At 65.1% G+C, this 21,782-nt stretch carries 21 protein-coding genes; 9 read left to right on the forward strand and 12 right to left on the reverse strand.

Annotated elements, in window-relative coordinates; translation table 11 throughout:
• Window positions 1–12: 12 nt before the first annotated feature.
• Window positions 13–1,170: an autotransporter outer membrane beta-barrel domain-containing protein gene (locus tag EAV90_RS06575; RefSeq protein ID WP_129142922.1), complete on the reverse strand. Its 1,158-nt coding sequence runs from the start codon at window positions 1,168–1,170 to the stop codon at window positions 13–15.
• Window positions 1,171–1,548: 378 nt separating this feature from the next.
• Here EAV90_RS06575 and EAV90_RS06580 point away from each other — a divergent pair, with 378 nt between their 5' ends.
• Window positions 1,549–1,755, forward strand: a complete 207-nt coding sequence (locus EAV90_RS06580; RefSeq protein WP_122403548.1) for a cold-shock protein — start codon at window positions 1,549–1,551, stop codon at window positions 1,753–1,755.
• An 80-nt stretch (window positions 1,756–1,835) separates the two neighbouring features.
• Here EAV90_RS06580 and purN read toward each other — a convergent pair whose 3' ends face one another.
• Window positions 1,836–2,489 (reverse strand): phosphoribosylglycinamide formyltransferase, encoded by a 654-nt coding sequence (gene purN / locus EAV90_RS06585; RefSeq protein WP_162500304.1) that lies wholly within the window; start codon window positions 2,487–2,489, stop codon window positions 1,836–1,838.
• A complete protein-coding gene (gene purM / locus EAV90_RS06590) occupies window positions 2,489–3,562 on the reverse strand; it encodes a phosphoribosylformylglycinamidine cyclo-ligase (RefSeq protein WP_129142923.1) in 1,074 nt (357 codons plus the stop codon). The genes purN and purM overlap by 1 nt, the downstream gene beginning before the upstream one ends.
• Window positions 3,563–3,719: 157 nt before the next feature.
• Here purM and EAV90_RS06595 point away from each other — a divergent pair, with 157 nt between their 5' ends.
• The 4 genes from EAV90_RS06595 (at window position 3,720) to ppx (ending at window position 8,899) form a co-directional block, all read left to right on the forward strand.
• Window positions 3,720–4,262, forward strand: a complete 543-nt coding sequence (locus EAV90_RS06595) for a CDP-alcohol phosphatidyltransferase family protein (RefSeq protein ID WP_025035876.1) — start codon at window positions 3,720–3,722, stop codon at window positions 4,260–4,262.
• Window positions 4,263–4,356: 94 nt separating this feature from the next.
• Window positions 4,357–5,034 carry a P-loop NTPase family protein gene (locus tag EAV90_RS06600; protein WP_129142924.1) on the forward strand — a complete coding sequence of 226 codons (678 nt, stop codon included), beginning with the start codon at window positions 4,357–4,359 and terminating at the stop codon, window positions 5,032–5,034.
• 154 nt (window positions 5,035–5,188) lie between these two features.
• Entirely contained in the window at window positions 5,189–7,381 is a 2,193-nt protein-coding gene (locus EAV90_RS06605; RefSeq protein WP_164936814.1) for an RNA degradosome polyphosphate kinase, read from the forward strand.
• A 15-nt stretch (window positions 7,382–7,396) separates the two neighbouring features.
• Complete coding sequence (ppx, locus tag EAV90_RS06610; RefSeq protein ID WP_122403551.1) at window positions 7,397–8,899, forward strand: exopolyphosphatase; 1,503 nt, start codon at window positions 7,397–7,399, stop codon at window positions 8,897–8,899.
• 247 nt (window positions 8,900–9,146) lie between these two features.
• Here the strand turns inward: ppx and EAV90_RS06615 are convergent, their stop codons facing one another.
• Both EAV90_RS06615 and ndk read right to left on the reverse strand, forming a co-directional pair.
• Complete coding sequence (locus EAV90_RS06615) at window positions 9,147–10,007, reverse strand: TerC family protein (RefSeq protein WP_122403552.1); 861 nt, start codon at window positions 10,005–10,007, stop codon at window positions 9,147–9,149.
• Between the two features lie 44 nt (window positions 10,008–10,051).
• Complete coding sequence (ndk, locus tag EAV90_RS06620) at window positions 10,052–10,474, reverse strand: nucleoside-diphosphate kinase (RefSeq protein ID WP_035715388.1); 423 nt, start codon at window positions 10,472–10,474, stop codon at window positions 10,052–10,054.
• 314 nt (window positions 10,475–10,788) lie between these two features.
• Here ndk and EAV90_RS06625 point away from each other — a divergent pair, with 314 nt between their 5' ends.
• The 3 genes from EAV90_RS06625 to EAV90_RS06635 all read left to right on the forward strand — a co-directional run bounded on the left by EAV90_RS06625 (window position 10,789) and on the right by EAV90_RS06635 (window position 13,338).
• Window positions 10,789–11,043, forward strand: a complete 255-nt coding sequence (locus EAV90_RS06625; protein ID WP_122403553.1) for a sulfur globule protein precursor — start codon at window positions 10,789–10,791, stop codon at window positions 11,041–11,043.
• A gap of 125 nt (window positions 11,044–11,168) precedes the next feature.
• A complete protein-coding gene (locus EAV90_RS06630) occupies window positions 11,169–11,429 on the forward strand; it encodes a hypothetical protein (protein ID WP_129142925.1) in 261 nt (86 codons plus the stop codon).
• A 46-nt stretch (window positions 11,430–11,475) separates the two neighbouring features.
• Window positions 11,476–13,338: an ABC-F family ATP-binding cassette domain-containing protein gene (locus tag EAV90_RS06635; protein ID WP_129142926.1), complete on the forward strand. Its 1,863-nt coding sequence runs from the start codon at window positions 11,476–11,478 to the stop codon at window positions 13,336–13,338.
• Between the two features lie 26 nt (window positions 13,339–13,364).
• Here EAV90_RS06635 and EAV90_RS06640 read toward each other — a convergent pair whose 3' ends face one another.
• The 4 genes from EAV90_RS06640 to leuC all read right to left on the reverse strand — a co-directional run bounded on the left by EAV90_RS06640 (window position 13,365) and on the right by leuC (window position 17,870).
• On the reverse strand, window positions 13,365–14,255 hold the full coding sequence (locus EAV90_RS06640; protein WP_430644719.1) for an alpha/beta fold hydrolase: 891 nt from the start codon (window positions 14,253–14,255) through the stop codon (window positions 13,365–13,367).
• 197 nt (window positions 14,256–14,452) lie between these two features.
• On the reverse strand, window positions 14,453–15,772 hold the full coding sequence (locus EAV90_RS06645; protein WP_129142950.1) for a 2-hydroxycarboxylate transporter family protein: 1,320 nt from the start codon (window positions 15,770–15,772) through the stop codon (window positions 14,453–14,455).
• A 68-nt stretch (window positions 15,773–15,840) separates the two neighbouring features.
• Window positions 15,841–16,449 (reverse strand): 3-isopropylmalate dehydratase small subunit, encoded by a 609-nt coding sequence (gene leuD, locus EAV90_RS06650; protein WP_129142927.1) that lies wholly within the window; start codon window positions 16,447–16,449, stop codon window positions 15,841–15,843.
• A complete protein-coding gene (leuC, locus tag EAV90_RS06655; RefSeq protein WP_129142928.1) occupies window positions 16,446–17,870 on the reverse strand; it encodes a 3-isopropylmalate dehydratase large subunit in 1,425 nt (474 codons plus the stop codon). Before leuC ends, leuD begins: the two co-directional genes overlap by 4 nt.
• A gap of 125 nt (window positions 17,871–17,995) precedes the next feature.
• Here leuC and EAV90_RS06660 point away from each other — a divergent pair, with 125 nt between their 5' ends.
• Window positions 17,996–19,036, forward strand: coding sequence for a LysR family transcriptional regulator (locus tag EAV90_RS06660; protein ID WP_129142929.1), 1,041 nt, complete (start codon window positions 17,996–17,998; stop codon window positions 19,034–19,036).
• Here EAV90_RS06660 and EAV90_RS06665 read toward each other — a convergent pair.
• The 3 genes from EAV90_RS06665 to EAV90_RS06675 form a co-directional block, all read right to left on the reverse strand.
• Window positions 18,942–19,433: a hypothetical protein gene (locus tag EAV90_RS06665; protein ID WP_164936815.1), complete on the reverse strand. Its 492-nt coding sequence runs from the start codon at window positions 19,431–19,433 to the stop codon at window positions 18,942–18,944. The genes EAV90_RS06660 and EAV90_RS06665 overlap by 95 nt on opposite strands.
• Before the next feature lie 158 nt (window positions 19,434–19,591).
• On the reverse strand, window positions 19,592–20,044 hold the full coding sequence (locus EAV90_RS06670; RefSeq protein ID WP_122403560.1) for a DNA polymerase III subunit chi: 453 nt from the start codon (window positions 20,042–20,044) through the stop codon (window positions 19,592–19,594).
• 6 nt (window positions 20,045–20,050) lie between these two features.
• Window positions 20,051–21,550, reverse strand: a complete 1,500-nt coding sequence (locus EAV90_RS06675; RefSeq protein WP_129142931.1) for a leucyl aminopeptidase — start codon at window positions 21,548–21,550, stop codon at window positions 20,051–20,053.
• Window positions 21,551–21,782: the final 232 nt, after the last annotated feature.

Consider the following 21,782-nt stretch of genomic DNA (forward strand, 5'->3'; position numbering starts at 1 on the left):
GCGAGCTTGAGCTCACCATTTGTATTCCAAGCCGACCGTACCCTGGTGCGAGGTGAGCTCGTTGCGGAACTTGCCGTCGTAATTGACGTAAAGGCGTGCCACGTTGGTCAGGCTGAGCGAAGCCGAGGCACCGGCATCCACGCCGTAACGGCTCTCGCCGATGCCGGGCACGATGATGTTCTGGGCGCCAAGGCTGACCTGAATGGATCCCAGGTCCTGGTGGAAATTGTCTACGAACTTGCCGTAGGCGGACAGGTCCAGGACCTTCTGGTCGACGATGAAATAGCGGCCGATCTCGGCCCCGACCATGATGCGCGCGCGCGAGAGCGCCGTCGAGCCGACGTTGAGCGGATCGAGCCCGCCGGACTCCTGGAACGCTGCGCTGGTGGCGCGGACATATTCCAGCGCGCCCTTGGGCACGATGCGCATCTGGTCCTTGGTCCAGTAATAGCTGATCTCTGTCAGCGCGCCGTCGATGCCGGCGCGATAGCCCGCGGTCGCAAGGCCAAGGCCGGTGTCGCGGCTGGACCGGACCTTGCCGAAGCCGTGCACCACCGCAAAGGCCCAGGTCCATGGGCCCTTGTCGACCGAGCCGCTGAGGCCGAACTGGGTCAGGTCGAGCGTCGCCGATTGCAGCGCCAGCGGCACGTCGATGTCGGTGTGGCTCTGGTCGATGGAGAATCCGATGTTGACGCCGGGTGCGAGCCGTGCGCCGAAACCGGCGACGCCGCCAAAGGTCTTGCGCTTGTCGCCGACGAAGTCTCCTTGCGCATCCGTCCGGACCGAGATGCCGTAGCCCTCGAACCAGGTGCGGTAGCGCGGATCTTCCGTGCTCGCCGATGCGCCGCCGCCGCCGGGATTGGTACGGAACGCCCGGTTGAAACCATTCGAGGCCTGGTTACCGAGCCGCTCCAGGAAGCCCGAGCCGAGGTTGAGTGTGCTGCTGCCGGCCGACTGATCGTAATTGGTCGAGGTCGGCGACGGGATCGGGGTCGGCGACGGCGTAGGTGTCGGGGTGGGCGTGGGCGTCGGGCTTTGCGCGAAGCTGGGCGTCGCTGCCGCCATCATCATGACCAGCGCAAACGCCATCGCAATCGCAGCCGCGGTCCGGCGGACGCGGTCCAGCCCGATCGTCTGCCGTGTCCCGGAGAGCTGCGCAGCGCAGCACATGATGATGAATCCCGAAGCAAAGTGGCGGCGCGCAAAAATGCAACACGGTCTGCGGCGCTAGCGGCGATTTGTGCCGAACTGCCACGGAGGGTCAACCGGTTGGCGCATGACGGCCGCGGCTATTGCACCGATTGTGGTTCCGCTGCCACAGGTCGCAAATTGCGCTTGAAGACATCTGGTTCGGTCTTGAAATCGGCGCGCAGCTTGCTAGCCGGCGATTTTCATGTTGCAATATCGGTCACAATCGGAATTGGCCGCTGGGCTGTGCGTTTCGCGACATTGACCCTCAAGACTCGAACAGACTTCCGGAGGCCCGTTTGTGGCGTGGCACGCGAAAAGCGGCCGCGTCTTTTTTATATCTAGTGGAGGAGACGAGCGATGCCGCAAAAGGGCACCGTCAAATGGTTCAACCCGACCAAGGGCTATGGGTTCATCAAGCCGAACGGCGGCGACAAGGACGTGTTCGTCCACATCTCCGCCGTCGAGCGTGCCGGGCTCTCCACCCTCAATGAGAACCAGGTGGTTGAATTCGACCTCGTGGAGAACCGCGGCAAGACATCCGCGGAGAACCTCAAGGTCTCCTGATGCTTCTCTCGGCACGCGAGAGATCATGACGCTGCCCCCGGCTCTGCCGGGGGATTTTGTTTGGCACGACGAAGCGCGCTTCAGCTTACCATCGGCGCAATCAGAAAATTCTCCGACGCCGCACTCCCCGCCGTCCTGCACACATCGCCTTCGATGCAGACCTTGCCGGTCGCGAGCAGCCGCAGCGCCTCGGGATAGATGCGGTGCTCGACCTCGAGGATGCGCTCGGACAGCGTCTCAGCGGTATCGTGGTCGCTGACGGGAACCGCGCCCTGCATCACGATCGGACCGGCATCGGTCTCGGGGATGACGAAGTGCACCGTCGCGCCGGACAGTTTCACCCCGGCGCGCAGGGCCTGACCGTGCGGGTCGAGGCCGGGGAACGACGGCAGCAGCGAGGGATGGATGTTGAGCATCCGCCCGTACCAAGCCCTGGTGAACTCGGCGGTGAACAGGCGCATGAAGCCGCCGAGGCAGATCAGCTCGATGCCGTGCCGGTCGAGCGCGGCCTGCAGCACCTTCTCGAAACCGGCGCGGTCCTTGCCGAACGGCTTGCTCTCGATCACCTCGGTGGTCACGCCGCTCGCCCGGGCACGTTCGAGTCCGGCCGCATCGGCCTTGTTCGAGATGACGAGCGATATCTCCGCCGGGAAATCAGCCGCGCTGGCGGCCCTGATCAGCGCGGCCATGTTGGAGCCGCGACCGGAGATCAGGATGGCGACGCGGCGCCTCATCACAGCGCCAGATCGAGGTGGCCGTTATAGACGACGCGGTGCTCGCCGTCGGCCGGAATCACAGTGCCGAGCTGCGCCACGGTCTCGCCGGCGTCGGTGAAGACCTCGACGACCTTGTCGACCTTGTCAGGCTCGACGATCGCGATCATGCCGATGCCGCAATTGAATGTGCGCAGCATCTCCAGCTCGGCGATGCCGGCCTGCGCGGCCAGCCATTTGAACACCGGCAGCACCGGCAGGCGGGTGAGATCAATGCCGACGCCGAGATGCTTGGGCAGCACGCGCGGAATGTTGTCGGTGAAGCCGCCGCCGGTGATGTGGGCGAGCCCCTTCACCGCGCCGGTCTCGCGGATCGCACGCAGGCAGGATTTGACGTAGAGCCGCGTCGGCGTCAGCAGCGCGCCGCCGAGCGTCATCACGGGCGCGAACGGCGCCTGCGCCGAGAAGCCGAGACCGGATTGTTCCACGATCTTGCGCACCAGCGAGAAGCCGTTGGAATGCACGCCCGAGGAGGCAAGACCGATCACGGCATCGCCTGCCGCGATGTCCCGGCGCGGCAGCAGCGTACCGCGTTCGGCCGCGCCGACGGCAAAGCCGCCGAGATCATAGTCGCCATCCTTGTAGAGGCCAGGCATCTCGGCGGTCTCGCCGCCGATCAGGGCGCAGCCGGACTCGCGGCAGCCCTCCGCAACGCCTGCGACGATCGCGGCGGTGGCCTCCGGGTCGAGCTTGCCGCAGGCGAAATAGTCCAGGAAAAACAGCGGCTCGGCGCCCTGTACCACGAGGTCGTTGACGCTCATGGCCACGAGGTCGATGCCGATGCCGCCATGCAGGCCGGTCTCGATCGCGATCTTGACCTTGGTGCCGACACCGTCGGTCGCTGCCACGAGGACGGGGTCCTTGAAGCCGGCCGCCTTGAGGTCGAACAGGCCGCCGAAGCCGCCGATCTCGGCATCCGCGCCCGGCCGTGCGGTGGCGCGCACCATCGGCTTGATCAGGTCGACCAATCGGTTGCCCGCGTCGATATCGACGCCTGAATCGGCGTAAGTGAGGCCGTTTTTGCGGTCGGTCATGCCCGATTTCCAGTGGGTTCGCGGCTGGTTACGTCGAATTCCGGGGACGCGCAATGGCTCGCATGGCGCTCCTGCCTATACTATGTAGAGATATCAACCGGTTCAGCCTTCCGAGGGGCCGAATTCGAGGTCAGACCGGGTGCCGGGAAGCGCTTTCGTGAGTATTCCGAACATCATTACCCTGGGCCGCATCATGCTGGTCCCGATCATCGTCTGGGCCATCGTGTCGAGCCAAATGGAGGTGGCGTTCGCCGTCTTCCTGATCGCCGGCATCAGCGATGCCGTGGACGGCTTCTTGGCCAAGCGGTTCAATATGACGAGCGAACTCGGCGCCCTGCTCGATCCGCTCGCGGACAAGGCGCTGCTGGTCTCGATCTACATGGCGCTCGGCATCTGGGGCGCGATCCCGCGCTGGATCGTGATCCTGGTGGTCTCGCGCGACATCATGATCGTCGCTGCCGTGATCGTATCCTGGTTGTTCGACCGGCCGGTCGAGATGAAGCCGTCGAAAGTGTCCAAGCTCAACACCGTGGCGCAGGTGGCGTTCGCAGCCCTGGTGCTGGCGGCGCTTGCCTTCGGCTTCAAGCCGGCCCCTTATGATATCATCCTGATGGGCCTCGTCACCGTCTTCACGCTTTCCTCCGTGTCGCTCTACCTCGTCGAGTGGCTACGGCACATGAGCACGATCGAGGCCAAATGAGGTGAGGATACGGCCCCGCAAAAGGCCAAGTTCGCGCAAGATCAAGTCCAACCTCTTCAGACGGGCCGGCGGGCCGGCATGGAGCAAAGCAAGCGTGGCAGGCCGCGTTCATCCCCGACAATTGGCGTTTTCACTTCCGCATGCGGAGAGCCTGAGCCGGGACAATTTCCTCGAAGGCCCCGCCAATGCCGCCGCTCTGGGCCTGATCGACAGCTGGCCGGAATGGCCGAACCGGATCATGTGGCTGGCTGGCCCGGAAGGAAGCGGCAAGAGCCATCTCGCCGCGATCTGGGCCGAGCTATCAGGCGCCCGCTCGACCACCGCCAATGCGCTGACTGCCGCTGGCGTTCCCGGCGCGCTCGCCACCGGCGCACTGGTGGTCGAGGATCTCAAGGCCAAGGATTTTGACGAGCGCGCCCTGTTTCACCTGATGAACCTCGCCCGCGAGGACGGTGCCTACGTCCTCTTCACCGGACGCGAGGTGCCGGCCGCGCTGGAGATCGAGCTTCGCGACCTGCGCTCGCGTCTGCGGGCCGTTCCCGTGGTCGCGCTGCTGCCCCCCGACGACCAGCTCTTCCGCGGCCTGATCGTCAAGTTCTGCGCCGACCGCCAGCTCACCGTCGACGAGAGCGTGGTCGGCTATCTCGCCACCCGCCTGGAGCGGTCCTCGGCCGCCGCCCGGCAGGCCGTGGAACTGCTCGACAGCGAAGCCCTGCGGCTCGGCCGCCCCGTCACCCGGGCGCTGGCCGCCGAGCTGCTCCGGGACGCCTGACCGGCTCGCGGTCTTCCAGAGCGGCCTGAAACCCGCCTTGACGCGGCGGAGCGGCGGAACATCAATGTCATCGAAACGTCATCGCTCTAACACATGCTCCCGCCGATTTTGCGCGTAAGTCGCAATTGGGCTGAACTGGATGGACCGACTTTTGATGGACTCTGCGCAAGCTGTTGAAACCAAAGAGAAAGCCCCGGAAACTGAGGCCCTGCCGGCGATCGCATCCAGCCCCGAACGGTTCATCAACCGCGAGCTGTCCTGGCTGCATTTCAACCGCCGCGTCCTCGAGGAATCGGTCAATCCCAGCCACCCTGTGCTGGAGCGGGTGCGATTCCTGTCGATTTCGGCGAATAACCTCGACGAGTTCTTCATGGTCCGCGTCGCCGGCATCAAGGCCCAGGTGCGCGAGGGGATTGCCGAGCGCAGTCCAGACGGCCTGACGCCATCGGAGCAGCTCGCGCTGATCAACCGCACCGTGATCCAGCTCGCTTCCGACCAGCAGGCGATCTGGCGCGATCTGCGCGGCACGCTGGCCGATGTCGGCATCGTGCTGGTCGACGGCAAGGACGTCACCAGGGCGGAACGCACCTGGATCGAGGACTACTTCCTCAACAACGTGTTCCCGCTGCTGACGCCGCTCGCGATCGACCCCGCCCACCCCTTCCCGTTCATTCCGAGCCTCGGCTTCACCATTGCGCTGCAGCTCACGCGCGCCGCCGACGGCAAGCAGATGAACGCGCTGATCCGCATGCCTGGCAAGATCGACCGCTTCATCCGCCTGCCAGCCGACGGCAAGACCGTCCGGCTGATCTCGCTGGAACAGGCGACCGCCCTGTTCATCAACCGCCTGTTCCCCGGCTACAATCTGCACGGCCAGGGCGCCTTCCGGATCATCCGCGACTCCGAGCTCGAAATCGAGGAAGAGGCCGAAGACCTCGTCCGCCTGTTCGAGACCGCGCTCAAGCGCCGCCGCCGCGGATCGGTGATCCGGCTCGAGATCGACGCCAAGATGCCGGAGGAGTTGCGCAGCTTCGTGCAGCATGCGCTGTCGGCCGCCGACGACGAGGTCTTCCTGGTCGACGGCGTGCAGGCCATGAACGAGCTGTCGCAGCTCACCCGCCTCGACCGGCCCGACCTCGAATTCACCCCCTACGTGCCGCGCCATCCCGAGCGCGTGCGCGAGCATGGCGGCGACATCTTTGCCGCGATCCGGCAGAAGGACCTGATCGTCCACCATCCCTATGAGTCCTTCGACGTCGTCGTGCAGTTCCTGCAGCAAGCCGCGCGCGATCCCGACGTCGTCGCGATCAAGCAGACGCTCTACCGCACCTCCAACAACTCGCCGATCGTGCGCGCGCTGGCGGAGGCCGCCGAGGCCGGCAAGTCCGTCACCGCGCTGATCGAGCTCAAGGCGCGCTTCGACGAGGAGGCCAACATCCGCTGGGCGCGCGACCTCGAGCGCGCCGGCGTACAGGTCGTCTACGGCTTCCTCGAATTGAAGACGCACGCCAAACTCTCGATGGTGGTGCGCCGCGAGGGCGGCAGCCTGACGACTTACGTCCATACCGGCACCGGCAACTATCACCCGGTCACCGCGCGCATCTACACCGACCTCTCCTATTTCACCTCCGATCCGACCATCGGCCGCGATGCCGCGCGCGTGTTCAATTTCATCACCGGCTATGCCGCGCCGAGCGATCTGGAAAAGATGGCGGTGTCGCCACTGACCTTGCGCAAACGCATCATCGAGCACATTCAAGGCGAGACCGCGCATGCGCGGCACGGCCGGCCCGGCGCGGTCTGGATGAAGATGAACGCGCTGGTCGACCCCGACATCATCGACGCGCTCTACGAGGCCTCCCAGGCCGGCGTCCAGGTCGAGCTCGTGGTGCGCGGCATCTGCTGCCTCAGGCCCGGCATCCCCGGCCTGTCGGAGAACATCCGCGTCAAGTCGATCATCGGACGTTTCCTGGAACATGGCCGAATCTACTGCTTCGGCATGGGTCAGGGCCTGCCGGGCGCGAAAGCGGCTGTGTATATCTCGTCCGCCGACATGATGCCGCGCAACCTCGACCGCCGCGTCGAGGTGCTGTGTCCGCTGCAAAATCCCACGGTGCATCAGCAGGTTCTCGAACAGATCATGGTCGCGAACCTGAAGGACAACGAGCAGAGCTGGCAGTTGTTGCCGGATGGGTCTTCAACGCGTATGAAGGCCGCGAAGGGCGAGGAGCCTTTCAACGTCCACAACTACTTCATGACTAATCCGAGTCTGTCTGGCCGTGGAAAGTCGCTCAAGGAATCCTCGCCGCGTCGTCTCACGCGCCGGAACGAACGCCATCAATCCTGATCGGGGATTTGCGACGTGAAGCGGCCGCGCAAGCGCGGCTCCAGCGTCGCGGTGATCGACATCGGATCCAACTCGGTCCGTCTCGTCGTCTACGAGGGACTGTCGCGGAGCCTCATCCCGATCTTCAACGAGAAGACGCTCTGCGGCCTCGGGCGCGAGGTGCAGAGCACGGGTCTGCTCGCGCCCGACGCCGTCGACAAGGCGCTGACCTCGCTCAAGCGCTTTCGCGCATTGTGCCGCGTGATGCAGGTCGGGCGCGTGTTCGCGATTGCGACCGCGGCCTGCCGCGATGCCTCCAACGGGCCCGACTTCATCGCCAAGGCCGAGCGCATCTGCGCGGTGAAGATCGAGATCCTGTCGGGCCCGCGCGAGGCGCGGCTGTCGGCGCTCGGCGTGATCTCCGGCATTCACCTTCCCGACGGCATCGTCGGCGACCTCGGCGGCGGCTCGCTCGAGCTGATCGACGTGCGCAAGAACGCCGTGCGCAGCGGTGTGACGCTGCCGCTCGGCGGTCTCGCACTCCAGGACCTCGCGCACAAATCGCTCAAGCGCGCCGATCGCATCGTGCGCGAGGAGCTCGACGAGGTGCCGCAACTCACCGCGGGCCGCGGCCGCACCTTTTATGCCGTCGGCGGCACTTGGCGCGCGCTCGCGCGCATCCACATCATCCAGAGCGGCTATCCGCTCCAGGTGATGCACGGCTACTCGATTTCGGCCGCCGAAGCGCTCGACTTCTCGCGCCGTCTCCGGCGCCTCGCTGCCGCCAACATGCTTGCCGACATCGAGATCGTCGCCGATGCGCGGCGCCCACTTCTCACCTATGCGGCGCTGGTGCTCGAGCACATCATCCGCGTCGCCAAACCCAGTAGGATCGTGTTCTCCACCTTCGGCGTGCGCGAGGGCCTGTTGCACGAGAAGCTGCCGGAGACCGAACGCAACAAGGACGGGCTGATCTGCGCGGCCGAGGAGCTGAACCAGTTGCTGTCACGCTCGGCGAAACACGCCCGCGAGCTGATCGCTTGGACCGACCGCCTGGTGCGCGTCGTGAAGTTGCGCGAGACCGAGGAGGACCGTCGCCTCCGCCACACCGCGTGTCTGCTCTCCGACATCGGCTGGCGCGTGCATCCCGACCATCGCGGCGAGCAGACGCTGAGCCTCGTCGTCAACGGCAATTTCGGTGCGATCACCCACACTGAGCGCGCCTTCGTCGGCCTGTCCGTGTTCTACCGCTATGCGGGTCTCAGCGAGGAAAACCAGCCGCCGGCCACCATGCAGGAGCTGCTGACGCCGGCCCAGCTCGAACGCGCCCGCCTGCTGGGCGCGGCATTCCGTGTCGCGCATCTGATCTCGGCGGCGCGTCCGGGCGTCCTTCCCGCCACGCATTTCCGCACTCAGGGACGCAAATTGATGCTGGTGTTCGAGCACCGGCTCGTCGACCTCGTCGCCGACCGCGTCGGCAGCCGCTTCAAGCAGCTCGCCCGCCTGATTGGCCGTGCCGGCTCGATCGTGCGGCGCTGAAGTCCAAAGTGCGAATCCGTCGCGGATAGGCGGCGGCGCCTCGCACCGTCATCACGAAATCATGTCCACGCTCGGCGCCGGACGTGCCGCGGGAACAGTCAGCGAGTCAATGAAACCGCCTTTATTTTCAGGAGTTTAGAAGGAGATAAGATCCCATTTGGGGAGACCGCGAAGCGCTGCGACGGCCTGACTAACCCCGCGCGGCATCCCAGATTCGCAACCGGTGCGGCACCGGCTGCCGTCGAGATCACTCCGCCGAGGCCTTGGCGTGGCCTTCGGAGGAGTCCAGCTCTGCCTGGATCAGGCTGCGCCGGCGCCAGATCGAGCCGGCCACCAGCACGACCACAACGCCGAGCGCGGCGCAGAGATATTCGCCGCCTCCGCCGCCATGGCCGAACTGCGGCGGGATGTGCAGCGCGCCGAGCATGCTGTCCAGCGAGGCACCGAGCGGGCCGTCGAACAACGTGTGCAGCCTCGGCGCGACCCCCGGGTCGGTCGCGATCACCTCTCCCGCGATCCAGCCGAGCAGCGCCGCGCCGGCCCAGACCAGCACCGGCAGCTTTGCGAGCAGCGCCATGATCAGCGCCGCGCCGGCGACGATTAGCGGCACGCTGATGGCGAGGCCGAGGATCAAGAGCGGCACGCTGCCATTGGCCGCAGCGGCGACCGCGATGACGTTGTCGAGACTCATGACGATATCGGCGACCACGACGATCTGCACGGCCTGCCACAGATGCGAGGCGGACTCGACGTCGTCCCCCTCCTCGTTTTCCGGCACCAGCAGCTTGGCCGCGATCACGATCAGCGCGAGGCCGCCGACGAGCTTGAGATACGGCAGCTCCATCAGGCTCGCGACGATGCCGGTGAAGATGATGCGCAGCATCACGGCTGCGCCGGCACCGAAGATCATGCCCCAGAGCCGGTGCCGCGGATTGAGGCCGCGGCAGGCGAGCGCGATCACCAGCGCGTTGTCGCCGGAGAGCAGGATGTTGATCCAGATGATCTTGCCGACCGCGATCCAGAAGGTCGGCGCAGCCATCTCGTTGCGAAACTGGGTGAAGAATGCCCCGATCGTAGCGGGATCGAAGATCTGCCAGAGCCAGCTCACAATACGTCCTTTCGCCCCGCCGCCTTAACTTGTCAGCTGATCGATCAGCCGACGATCTCGTTGCCCGAGAAGAACTGCGCGATCTCGATCGCGGCGGTCTCCGGCGCATCCGAGCCGTGCACCGAATTCTCGCCGATCGACTTGGCGTAGAGCTTGCGCACGGTGCCCTCGGCGGCCTTGGCCGGATCGGTCGCACCCATCACCTCGCGGTACTTGGCGATCGCGCCCTCGCCTTCCAGCACCTGGACCACGACCGGACCGGAGGTCATGAAGTCCACGAGCTCGCCGAAGAACGGGCGCGCCTTGTGGACGGCATAGAAGGTCTCGGCCTGCTCCTTGGTCATGCGGATGCGCTTCTGCGCGACGATGCGCAGGCCCGCCTTCTCGATCACGGCGTTGACCGCACCGGTCAGGTTACGCTCGGTCGCGTCGGGCTTGATGATCGAGAAAGTGCGTTCGATGGCCATAATCTTGTCCTTCGGGAAGAAAGCGGTGGTTGTCGAGTTGCGGGGCTTATATCGGCGCCTTTGCCGGACGGCAAGCGACCGGCGAAACGGCCTCACAGGCGCTTCGCCGCAGGGATGGGCGCCCCGATTCCAGCTTGGATGACAACAATTTCACCCAGATGAACCCAATCTGAAACCGCCGTCAGGGTTCGGTTCAGCTTCGCCGGCGTAAGTTGAGGCCCATCGAAACCGAAGCCTGATCATCAGGCGGACCGTTTCGGCGGCCTTCTCATCGACGCGGATCACCCCGCGCCGGCAGTATTTAGGAGATCACCATGTTGAGGAAACTTTCGCTTGCCGCTGTCGCCGCGGTCGCGCTGGGTGCCGCGCTGGCGCCAACCTCTGCATCCGCTCACTGGCACGGCGGTTGGGGCTGGCATGGCGGCGGCTGGCACCATGGCTACGGCTGGGGTGGACCGCGTTTCTATCTCGGCGCCCCCGTCTCCTACGGTTATGGCGGCTGCTATGTGCGCCGGCTGGTCCCGACCCCCTGGGGACCTCGCTGGCGGCTGATCAACCGCTGCTACTGAGCCCGTCAGCACCTTCATGAGGGTATCTAAGCCCCCCAGGTACCTTCCAAGAGAAGCCCCGGCGTTCCCCTCGCCGGGGCTTTGCCTTGAGTCGATAAGACGCCCTTCGCACAATTTTCACGAGAATGCACCATATCCGCGCGGTCAGCGAAACCATTTCGCCGGCAATGACTTGGTACCGTGTCCTTCCTTTGAAAGCACGGAACCTTGCGATGGCTGGGCCTTCTGCCGATGACAACGTGCAGATCGACCGGCGCACCAGCCGCTCGATCTGCGATGCCGTGGGCGAGCGGCTCCAGCAGAGCCTCCGGCCCGAACCTCGTCTCCCGACAAATCTTGAGCAGCTCCTGAACGAGCTGCAGCGGCGCGAACGCGAGCCGCATTGACGAAAAAGCGGGTTGCGTTCGACGCGCCTTGCGGTGACAAGGCCGCATGCTTGCGATCACCGACCTCTCCATCCGCCTCGCCGGACGCCTTTTGATCGACCAGAGTTCCGTGCAGATCACGCCGGGATCACGCGTCGGCCTGGTCGGACGCAACGGGACCGGCAAGTCGACGCTGTTCAAGGTGATCCGCGGCGAGCTCGCGGCCGAGCACGGCTCGGTGACCCTGCCGCCGCGCTGGCGCATCGGCAGCCTGGCGCAGGAAGCCCCGAACGGACCCGAAAGCCTGATCTCGGTCGTGCTCAAGGCCGACCTCGAGCGCGACGCGCTGCTCGCCGAAGCCGAGCACGCGACCGATCCGCACCGGATCGCGGAGATCCAGACCCGGCTCGTCGACATCGACGCGCATTCGGCGCCGAGCCGTGCCGCCGCGATCCTCTCCGGCCTCGGCTTCTCCGCCGCCGATCAGCTGCGTCCCTGCGCCGAGTTCTCCGGCGGCTGGCGCATGCGCGTCGCGCTCGCTGCGACGCTGTTCGCGGCCCCTGATCTTCTGCTGCTCGACGAGCCCACCAACTATCTCGACCTCGAAGGCACGCTGTGGCTGGAGGATCACCTCGCGCATTATCCGCGCACCGTGATCGTGATCAGCCACGACCGCGACCTCCTGGAAAGCTCGGTCGACCAGATCCTGCATCTGGAGCGTGGCAAGCTCACGCTCTACAAGGGCACCTACTCCTCGTTCGAGGAGCAGCGCGCCGCGCGCGAGCTGCTCGATGCCAAAGCCGTCAAACGCCAGGAGGCCGAGCGCGCCCGCCTGCAGGCTTTCGTCGATCGCTTCAAGGCCAAGGCTTCCAAGGCGCGCCAGGCGCAGTCTCGGGTGAAGATGCTGGAGCGGTTGAAGCCGATCACGGCGCTGGTCACCGAGGATGTGCGCGAGATCAGCTTTCCCGCGCCGGAGAAGATCCTGTCGCCGCCGATCATCGCGGCCGACAACGTGTCGGTCGGCTACGATCCGGCCAGCCCCGTGCTCAATCGCGTCACCTTGCGCATCGACGACGATGACCGCATCGCGTTGCTGGGCGCCAACGGCAACGGCAAATCGACGCTGGTCAAACTGCTCGCGGGACGTCTCGCGCCGTTTTCGGGCAAGGTGACCCGCGCGGACAAGCTGTCGATCGCCTATTTCGCGCAGCACCAGCTCGACGAGCTCAACGAGGACGCCTCTGCCTACGACCACGTCCGCAAGCTGATGGGCGATGCGCCCGAAGCGAAAGTGCGCGCACGCGCCGGCGCGATCGGCTTCTCCGGCAAGGCCGCCGATACCAAGGCCGGCAAATTGTCGGGCGGCGAGAAGGCGCGGCTGCTGCTGGGCCTTGCGACTTTCTTCGGCCCCAACATGATCATCCTGGACGAGCCGACCAACCATCTCGACATCGACAGCCGCGGCGCGCTTGCGGAGGCGATCAACGAGTTTCCCGGCGCGGTGATCATGGTCTCGCACGACCGCTATCTGATCGAGGCCTGCGCCGAGCGGCTCTGGATCGTCGCCGATCGCACCGTGACCAATTACGACGGCGATCTCGACGAGTACCGCCGTCTCGTTCTGTCAGCGCGCAATGCCGAGCCCGCCCCGCGCGAGCGCAGTGCGCCGAGCGAGAAGCCGCAGCGCCCGAAGTCGGACAATCGCGGCTCGCTGAGGAAGCGCATCGCTGAAGCCGAAGCCGAGATCGCCCGCGTCAGCGAGATCATCGCCAAGATCGACACGGCGCTCGCCCTGCCCGACATTTTTACGCGCGACCCCAAGCAGGCCGCGCAACTGTCGAAGGCCCGCGCCAATGCCGCCGACGCGCTCGCGCGCGCCGAGGAGCAATGGCTCGAGGCGAGCGCACAATTCGATGAGGCGGCGGGCTGACCGGTTCGGGGTAGGCGTTCCGCTAATCAGGTGAAGAACCCATTGAGCTGCTCGAGGAGCAGCTCCGGCGCTTCTTCCGGCAGATAATGGCCGCAGGGCAGGCTTCCGCCGCGCACGTCCTTCGCCTTGGCGCGCCATGTGTCGAGCACGTCGTAACTCGACCCCACGACTCCCTTTGCGCCCCACAGCACGAGCAGCGGGCAACCGATTCTCTTGTCGGAATCCGCCTCATCGTGGATCAGGTCGATCCCGGCAGCGGCGCGATAATCTTCGCACACGGCATGCAGCGTCTCGCGGCTGTAGCACCGACGGTACTCTTCGAGCGCAACCGGGTCGATGGCGCCCGGCGTCTTGTTTTGCTTGTTGATATGGGTCTGAAGATAGAATTCGAGATTGTTGCCGATCAAGGTTTCCGGAAGCGGCGCCGGCTGAATGAGAAAGAACCACCACATATAGCGCGTGGCGAACTCCTTGTTCACCTTGGCGTACATCGTCGCGGTCGGCGCGATGTCGAGCATGACCGCCCTGGAGACGGCGTCCGGATGATCAAGCAACAGACGATGCAGAACGCGTCCGCCGCGATCATGGCCGACAGCCTGGAAGCGATCAAAGCCGAGCGCGCGCATCACTTCGACCTGATCCCGCGCCATTTCCCGCTTGGAATATGCGATATGGTCGGTGCCGCCGTCGGGCTTGCTCGAGTCGCCGTAGCCGCGCAGATCCGTCAGCACCACGGTAAAGCGCTCCGCGAGCTTGGGGGCGATCTTGTGCCAGCACGCCAAGGTCTGCGGGTGCCCGTGCAGCAGCAGCAGTGGCGGTCCCTCGCCTTTCACGAGCGCATTGATCTCGGCGCCGCTGGTCTTGAGACGCTTCTGTTGAAACCCTGGCAGCAGCTTTTGCAGCGCGTTGGTCGTCACGGCATTATTCTCCTGAGCGAAGGTGTCCGGCGCCAAAATGGCCGAACCGAGGGCACCTGTTGTCAACGCGATCGACATCAAATGGCGCCGCGTCAACCCTGTCTCCGATCGATCGGAGCACGATTCAGCCTGTTCGAATTCGAGCATTGCAATTCTCCCCTGTAACATTCGTCCTGCGCGAAAGGCGGCGGTCCGTATCAGGACAGCGACTTCATCAAGAGCGTCGCGATCACGATCATGATCGCGCCGCCGACGCGGGTGGCGATCTGGGCGAACGCCATCAGGCCGATGCGATCCGCGGCGCCGAGAATGGCGACGTCGCCGGTGCCGCCGAGGCCCGAGTGGCAGGCGGTCACGATCGCCGCCTCGACCGGATACATGTTCAGCCACTTGCCGACGAAAAATCCCGACACGATCATCGCCAGCACCGTGGTCGTGCAGATCATGATGTACCCTGGATTGAAGGAGGCAACGAGCTGCTGCCACGAGACCAGCAGGGTCCCCATCGCCACCAGGATCGCGAAAGTAAGGTTCGTCGACATGAACTTGTTGATCTGATAGGCGCCGAGCTCCATCTCGGCCGGTAGCAATCTGGTCAGCTTCAATGCCACCGCGGCGATGATCATCATGATCGGTCCGGGGATGCCGGTGAGCGGCGCCAGGATCATGCCGAGCACGAACAGGCCGCACGACAGCACCATGCCGGCACCGAGCAGTCCGAGATCGATCGGTCGGTCCGGCCGCGCTTCGCCGAGAATGTCGTCGTCTCCGGTCTTGACCAGCATCCCTCTGCCGTTGAGGTCGGCCCGCATCTCACCAAGACGGGCCAGCAGGCCCGCGCTCACGATCGCGACGACGTTGCCGAGCAGCGCCGCCGGCACCATCTGCGCCACAAGCTCGGCTTGCGACCGATGCAACATCTCGGAATAGGCGATGGACAGCGGCAGGACACCTTCTGCAAGTCCGCCGCCGACGATGGGAATGATGACAAAGAAGAACGTTTCCTTCGGGCTGTGGCCGAACAGAAGCCCGACGGCAATGCCCGCGGCGACGGCCACGATCGTGCCGACCAGGAGCGGAACGAACATGCGAATGAAGCCCTGAACCAGGACCCGATAGGGCATGCCGAGGATCGAGCCTGCGACGAGGCAGGCGATGAAGAAATACTGGAAGTTGGCGGTTCGGAACGTGGTTATGATCGCCTTCAAGGCCGCATCCGGCACGAGGCCATAGCTCACCAGGGCCGACGGCACGAACAGGCAGAGGATCGCCGTGCCGCCGATCCGGTTCAGCACCGGAATGGTTTGGCCGAGCTTGCCCAGCAGGAAGCCGAGCAGCATCAGGACCGAAAGGCCACCGATCACGTCATTCGGCAGCTTGCCGGAATAGACCGCGGTGACGCAGACGAGAGTCGCCGCACCGTAGATGCCGACCGGCAACGGGCCGATCTTGAGACGGGCGAGCTTCGTCGCAACTGCGGTCTGCGGCGCCTCGGCCGCGCGATATGTCGTGTCCACCAAGGGTCCCTCCGCTGTTTATGGTTTCTCGTGGCGAGCGGATTCGAGCCGCGCCAGGTTCGTGCAGTTCAGACGATCCAGGGGTTCTCCGCCCGATGCCGCGCCTCGAAGGCACGTATGTCGTCGGCGACGACCAGCGTGGAGGCGATGAAATCGCGGCCGGTCAGAAAGGCTTCTTTCCTGTCCGGCTCGATGTCGAATCCGATCGAGCGGCGACCGCAATCGAAGCGGATCGTCTGCGCGGCAAGGTCGATCGTGACGTCATTGCGCGAGCTGTCGGTGACGGCCTGAGCGAGCTCCGCCAGCACGCCGGCCTCGAGCGAGATCGTCAACAGACCGTTGTTGGCGCAATTGTCGTTGAAGATGCCGGCGAAGCTGGTGCCGATCAGTGCGCGAATGCCGAGCTGCTGAAGCCCCCAGACCGCGTGCTCGCGGCTAGACCCGCAACCGAAGTTGGGGCCGACCACGAGAAAGCAGGAATCGCGATAGCCGTCCTGGTTCAGGATGAAATCCGGATTGGGTTTGCCGCCGCTGAAGCGCAGCAGATTGAAGGCGCCCTCGCCGAGCCCGCTGCGGTCCACGCCCTTGAGGAACATTTTGGGCATGATGACGTCCGTGTCGATATTCGGCGCCATCATGGGCGCAGCCACGCCCGTGACCTGTCCAAACGGAATCATTGGCGTGCTCCTCTCAACAGAGAACGCACATCCGTGATGTGTCCGGTGACGGCTGCCGCGGCCACCATGGCCGGGCTCATCAGGTGCGTGCGCGCGCCCGGCCCCTGGCGGCCTTCGAAATTGCGGTTCGTGGAGGACGCGCAGCGCTCACCCGGCTTCAGCACATCGTCATTCATCGCAAGACACATCGAGCAGCCGGACTGCCGCCATTCAACGCCGGCATCGGTAAAGACCTTGGCGAGACCTTCCGACTCGGCCTGTGCCCGGACCTGGGTCGAACCCGGCACCACGATCGCCCGCACGCCCTCGGCAACGCGGCGGCCGCGAAAGATCTCGGCCGCATCGCGCAGATCCTCGATGCGCGAATTCGTGCAGGATCCGATGAACGCGAAGTCGATCGGCACCGATTGAATGGGCAATCCGGGCGTGAGGCCCATATAGTTCAAGGCGCGGCTTGCCGCGGCCTGGCGCTCGGGCGCGGCCTGCTGTCCAGGATCCGGAATGATCTCGGTGACGGCGATCGCCTGGTCGGGACTGGTGCCCCAGGTCACGAGTGGCGCGACTTCGGAAACGTCGAGCGTGACCTCGCGATCGAACCGAGCGTCGGAATCCGAAGCCAAGGTCAGCCAGCTCCTGGCCGCCCGCTCCCACATCTCGCCCTTCGGCGACCGCGGACGTCCCTTCAGATAATCCAGCACCTTTTGATCAGGTGCGATCACGACGCCGCGCGCACCCGCCTCGACGATCATGACAGACATCACGATCCGGCCCTCGACGCTCATGTTGGAGACGACGGGACCGCTGAACTCCACGGCGTATCCGGTCGCACCATCGGCGCCGATCCGCCGGATCACCTCCATCACGATGTCCTTGGACGTGACGCCGAGCGGCGCCGCCCCGGTCAGGTGGATGCGCATCGTCTTGAGGCGGCGATAGCGCACCGTCGAGGTCGCGAGATAATGCTCGATGTCGGATGTCCCGATGCCGTAGCCGAGGGCACCGAACGCGCCATAGGCGGTGGTGTGACTGTCGCCGGCGGCGATCACCATGCCAGGCATGACGAGCCCCTGCTCGGGAGCGACGACATGTTCGATGCCCTGCCGCGGATCGAGGATGTCGAAATATTCGATGCCGAAATCCCTGGCATTTTCCGCGAAATAGTCGACCTGCCGCGCCGCGCCTCGGTCCGGCATCGCGCGGGTGCGCTGAGCCGCGGTCGGGTTGACATGGTCGACGACCATCAGCGCGGCCTTCGGATTCCAGACCTTGCGCCCGGCCGCGCGCAGCCCGGCGAAGGCTTGCGGGCTGGTGTATTCGTTGAGCACGGTACGGTCGACATAGAGCAACACGAGACCGCTATCGTCGAGATTGCGGACCACATGGGCGTCGACCAACTTGTCGTACAGCGTGCGCCCGGCCATCGCGCTTTCCTCCCAGAGAAGACTTGCTGCACCGTGCCGCCCGCGACACTGGAAATCCAATGTCGTGTTCTGATATCTTTATGCAGATCATGCATAAGCAGTTCGGAGGATCAGGAGGCCGTGCAATGGAGATCAACTGGCTGCACGATTTCATAGCGGTGGCGACCACACGCAGCTTCTCGCGGGCGGCGGAGCAGCGGAACTGCTCACAGCCGGCGCTGAGCCGCAGAATCCAGGCGCTCGAGGTTTGGACCGGCGCGCCGCTGCTGGACCGCACGACCCACAGCGTCAATCTCACACCGGCCGGCGAAGGCTTTCGCGAGACTGCCGAGGACGTTTTGCGCCGGCTCTCTGCCGGCCGGCTCGACGCTCAGGAGCGGGCCCGCGGCGCGTCAGACGTGCTGAAATTCGCCTCGACCAACGCGCTGTCGCTGACCTTCTTCCCCGACTGGCTGCGCGGCATCGAGACCAAGCTGTCGTTCGTGCCGAACGTGCAGCTCGTCGCCAATCACATGGAGGCGTGCGAGCGGATATTGTTGGCGGGCGATGCACATTTTCTGCTCTGCCATTACCACCCGGCGGCGGCTACGGCGCTGGCGCCATCGCATTTCCGCTCGCTCCATGTCGGCGACGACAGGCTCATTCCAGCATCGGTGCCGATATCAGGTCGAAGCCGCAAGCCGCGTTTCAAGCTGCCTGGTACGGCAGCCGCGCCGGTCCCCTTCCTGAGCTTCCGCCCTGAATCGGGCATGGGACGAATCCTCGAAGCCGTGCGCGCGACGTCGCCGCTGGACGCGCATCTGCGCACAACCTTCACCTCTCACCTCGCAAAGCTGCTGGTGACGATGGTCCAGGCCGGCCGCGGCATGGCATGGCTGCCGGAAAGTTTGATCGCCGATCAGCTCGCCTCGGGCGAGATCGTTGCCGCAGGCGGGCCCCAATGGCACGTGCCGATCGAGATCCACGTGTTCCGGCCGAAGCTTCGCCTGGCGCAGGCCGCAGAGGCGTTCTGGCAGCACATCGCGAAAAGCAGCCGTCGGACCTATCAGAGCCGCGTCCGCGCGCTCCGCCTTACGCCTGCTTCTTCTTCGGCTTCGGCTTCGCGGCCTTCGGCGTCGGTTGCGGCTCGGGATTGCCCTCGATTGAGGACAGACGTCCAGCCGTGAACGTGTAGATGCCTGCGCGCGGACCGGTGGCCCACGTGACGACGGCGACGCGCCTGCCGGCGGGATCGTTGGAGAGGTTGACACTCGAGGGCGCGCCGATGCCGCGCACCACGTCGCATTCGGTATGGCCGAGCGCAACCGTGCCGCCAACCGGCGCAGGCGCCGTGGTCGAGGCATTGGCATCGGCCGGCCCGGGCGCCGGCGCCATGCCGGGACAGGCGCCGTCGGCGCTGACGAGGTCCTCCGGTCCCACGGGCTTATCCGGAGTGAGCGGCGGCGATTCGATCGAGATGTTTTTGATGAAGAGACGGCCGGGCCTCTGGAACCACTCGGCGTCCTTCGACAACAGGTCGGTCCCGCCCGAACAGCCCGCGACCAGCGGTGCTACGGCGACCAATGCAATCATGACCGAGCCCGGAAGCTTTTGATGTCGCACGATAAACCAATTCCCCGCGTGAAGGACCAGCCCTAAACGATTGTCCCAACATCCCTTTGCGGCACGAAGGTGGCCGAAGCCAGCCTCGCCCGAAAAGTGCAAATTATCATTAATTGCAGCTAATTCCGCTTCTGCCACCGGCCGCGCTCGTCGGCCTGCCAATAGGTGACATCAAATCCCCGCGCCTTGCAATCCGTCCACGCCGTGCGGGCGAGCGCAAGCGCGTCCGGATCGTCGCCGTTGAACAGCAGCACCATGCGCTCGTAGCCCCGTGCGTCCTCCGGCAGCGCGGCATTGTCGATCAGGAAGCGGACATTGGCACCGTTTGGATTGCCGTCCTCGATCGCCAGCACGATCGGTTGATCGGCGACATCGTTCACGCGCCATGTCGCGTGCGGCAGGAAGGAATCGTCGCGATAAGTCCACAAATGCGCGTCGAGCGCATCGGCGCGCTCCTCCGAGGTCGACTGCACCACGACCCGCCAGCCGCGCTCGAGCGATTTCTCGAGAAGCGGCGGCAACACATTCTCCACCGTCATGTTTTGCAGATGGTAGAACAGCACTTCAGTCATTTCAGGTCATTTGCGCTCGTAGTGGTCGGCGACCAGCCGGTCGAGCAGACGGACGCCATAACCGCTTCCCCAGCTCTGGTTGATGTCGGTCTTCGGCGCGCCCATTGCGGTCCCGGCGATGTCGAGATGCGCCCAGGGCGTACCGTCGACGAAGCGCTGCAGGAACTGCGCTGCGGTGATCGAGCCGCCATGGCGGCCGCCGGTGTTCTTCATGTCGGCAAACTGGGAATCGATCAGCTTGTCGTATTCGGGCCCGAGCGGCATCCGCCAGACCTTCTCCCCACTCTCGATGCCGGCCGCGAGCAGCCGGTCGGCAAGCTCGTCGTTGTTGGAGAACATGCCGGCATGCTCGGTGCCGAGCGCCACCATGATCGCGCCGGTCAGCGTCGCCAGATCGACCATGAATTTCGGCTTCACCTTCTTGGCGACGTACCAGAGCACGTCGGCCAGCACGAGGCGGCCCTCCGCGTCGGTATTGATGATCTCGATGGTCTGACCGGACATCGAGGTGACGATGTCGCCCGGCCGCTGCGCGTTGCCATCGGGCATGTTCTCGACGAGGCCGATGGCGCCGACCGCGTTGACCTTCGCCTTGCGCGCAGCGAGCGCATGCATCAGGCCGACGACGCAGGCCGCGCCTCCCATGTCGCCCTTCATGTCCTCCATGCTGCCGGCCGGCTTGATCGAGATGCCGCCGGTGTCGAAACAGACGCCCTTGCCGACGAAGGCGACCGGTGCCTCGCCCTTCTTGGCTCCGTCCCAGCGCATGATCACGGTGCGGCTCGGCCGCGCCGAGCCCTGGCCGACGCCGAGCAGCGCGCCCATGCCGAGCTTCTGCATCGCCTTGACGTCGAGCACCTCGACCTTGACCCCGAGCTTGCGGAGCTGACTGGCTCTGCGCGCGAATTCCTCGGGGAAAAGCACGTTCGGCGGCTCGTTGACGAGGTCGCGCGCAACGATCACGCCGTCGACGACGTGGCCGGCCGAGGCAAACGCCTTCTTCGCAGCACTGGCATCGCCGACCGCAAGCGAGACGTCGGCACGCGAGCCCCCCTCCTCGCCATCCTTCTTCTTGGTCTTGTAGCGGTCGAACTTGTAGGTGCGTAAGCGAAGGCCCGAGGCGATCGCAACCGCCTGCTCGCTCGTCATGGCGCCACCGGGCAGCTCCGCGATGATGGTCATGGCGCTGGTGCCAGCGGGCAGCTTGCTCGCGGCCACCCCGCCGAATTTGAGGAAATCATTCGCTTTCAGGCCGGTCGCCTTGCCGGCGCCGATCACGATCAGCCGGGTCGCCTTCACGCCCTCGGGCGCCAGTATGTCCAGCGCGGCCCCGCTTTTACCCTTGAAGGCCGCAGCAGCCGCCGCGCGCTTCATGAGGTCGACGGCGCCGCCCAGCGCCTTCCCCGTTGCCGGGCCGAGCTTCAGGCCGTCATCGCAGAACACGACCAGGATGCCACGGGGGGCGGCAGACAACGGGACAAAGCCGACCTTGATGGCATCGGACATGGATAACTCCTCCAAAACATGGGGCTTTTCGTCGTTCGGGGGTTCCAGTCACAAACCGGAGCTGAACGGCGATTCACTGAGGCTTTCCCCACTATGGTCCAGCGGCCCGTCCGATGCCAAGCGCCGCCGTGGCCGCGAGGCCACAACGATCGAAATATTAACCATATATTGAGGGTGCCACGGGGCAGCCATTTTGTTGACGGATCAAAGGGATGGTAGTGAGAAAGTGAAC

Source organism: Bradyrhizobium vignae (assembly GCF_004114425.1).
Taxonomy (GTDB): Bacteria; Pseudomonadota; Alphaproteobacteria; order Rhizobiales; family Xanthobacteraceae; genus Bradyrhizobium; species Bradyrhizobium vignae.

Bases quoted from the DNA above. Each gene is read 5' to 3' on its own strand.
- ndk (WP_035715388.1), bottom strand. From the start codon at position 10,474: ATGGCCATCGAACGCACTTTCTCGATCATCAAGCCCGACGCGACCGAG.
- leuC (WP_129142928.1), bottom strand. From the start codon at position 17,870: ATGGCCGGGCGCACGCTGTACGACAAGTTGGTCGACGCCCATGTGGTC.
- EAV90_RS06625 (WP_122403553.1), top strand. From the start codon at position 10,789: ATGTTGAGGAAACTTTCGCTTGCCGCTGTCGCCGCGGTCGCGCTGGGT.
- EAV90_RS06660 (WP_129142929.1), top strand. From the start codon at position 17,996: ATGGAGATCAACTGGCTGCACGATTTCATAGCGGTGGCGACCACACGC.
- EAV90_RS06575 (WP_129142922.1), bottom strand. From the start codon at position 1,170: ATGTGCTGCGCTGCGCAGCTCTCCGGGACACGGCAGACGATCGGGCTG.
- purN (WP_162500304.1), bottom strand. From the start codon at position 2,489: ATGAGGCGCCGCGTCGCCATCCTGATCTCCGGTCGCGGCTCCAACATG.
- EAV90_RS06630 (WP_129142925.1), top strand. From the start codon at position 11,169: ATGCACCATATCCGCGCGGTCAGCGAAACCATTTCGCCGGCAATGACT.
- EAV90_RS06580 (WP_122403548.1), top strand. From the start codon at position 1,549: ATGCCGCAAAAGGGCACCGTCAAATGGTTCAACCCGACCAAGGGCTAT.
- EAV90_RS06670 (WP_122403560.1), bottom strand. From the start codon at position 20,044: ATGACTGAAGTGCTGTTCTACCATCTGCAAAACATGACGGTGGAGAAT.
- EAV90_RS06635 (WP_129142926.1), top strand. From the start codon at position 11,476: ATGCTTGCGATCACCGACCTCTCCATCCGCCTCGCCGGACGCCTTTTG.
- leuD (WP_129142927.1), bottom strand. From the start codon at position 16,449: ATGATTCCGTTTGGACAGGTCACGGGCGTGGCTGCGCCCATGATGGCG.
- EAV90_RS06675 (WP_129142931.1), bottom strand. From the start codon at position 21,550: ATGTCCGATGCCATCAAGGTCGGCTTTGTCCCGTTGTCTGCCGCCCCC.
- purM (WP_129142923.1), bottom strand. From the start codon at position 3,562: ATGACCGACCGCAAAAACGGCCTCACTTACGCCGATTCAGGCGTCGAT.
- EAV90_RS06605 (WP_164936814.1), top strand. From the start codon at position 5,189: ATGGACTCTGCGCAAGCTGTTGAAACCAAAGAGAAAGCCCCGGAAACT.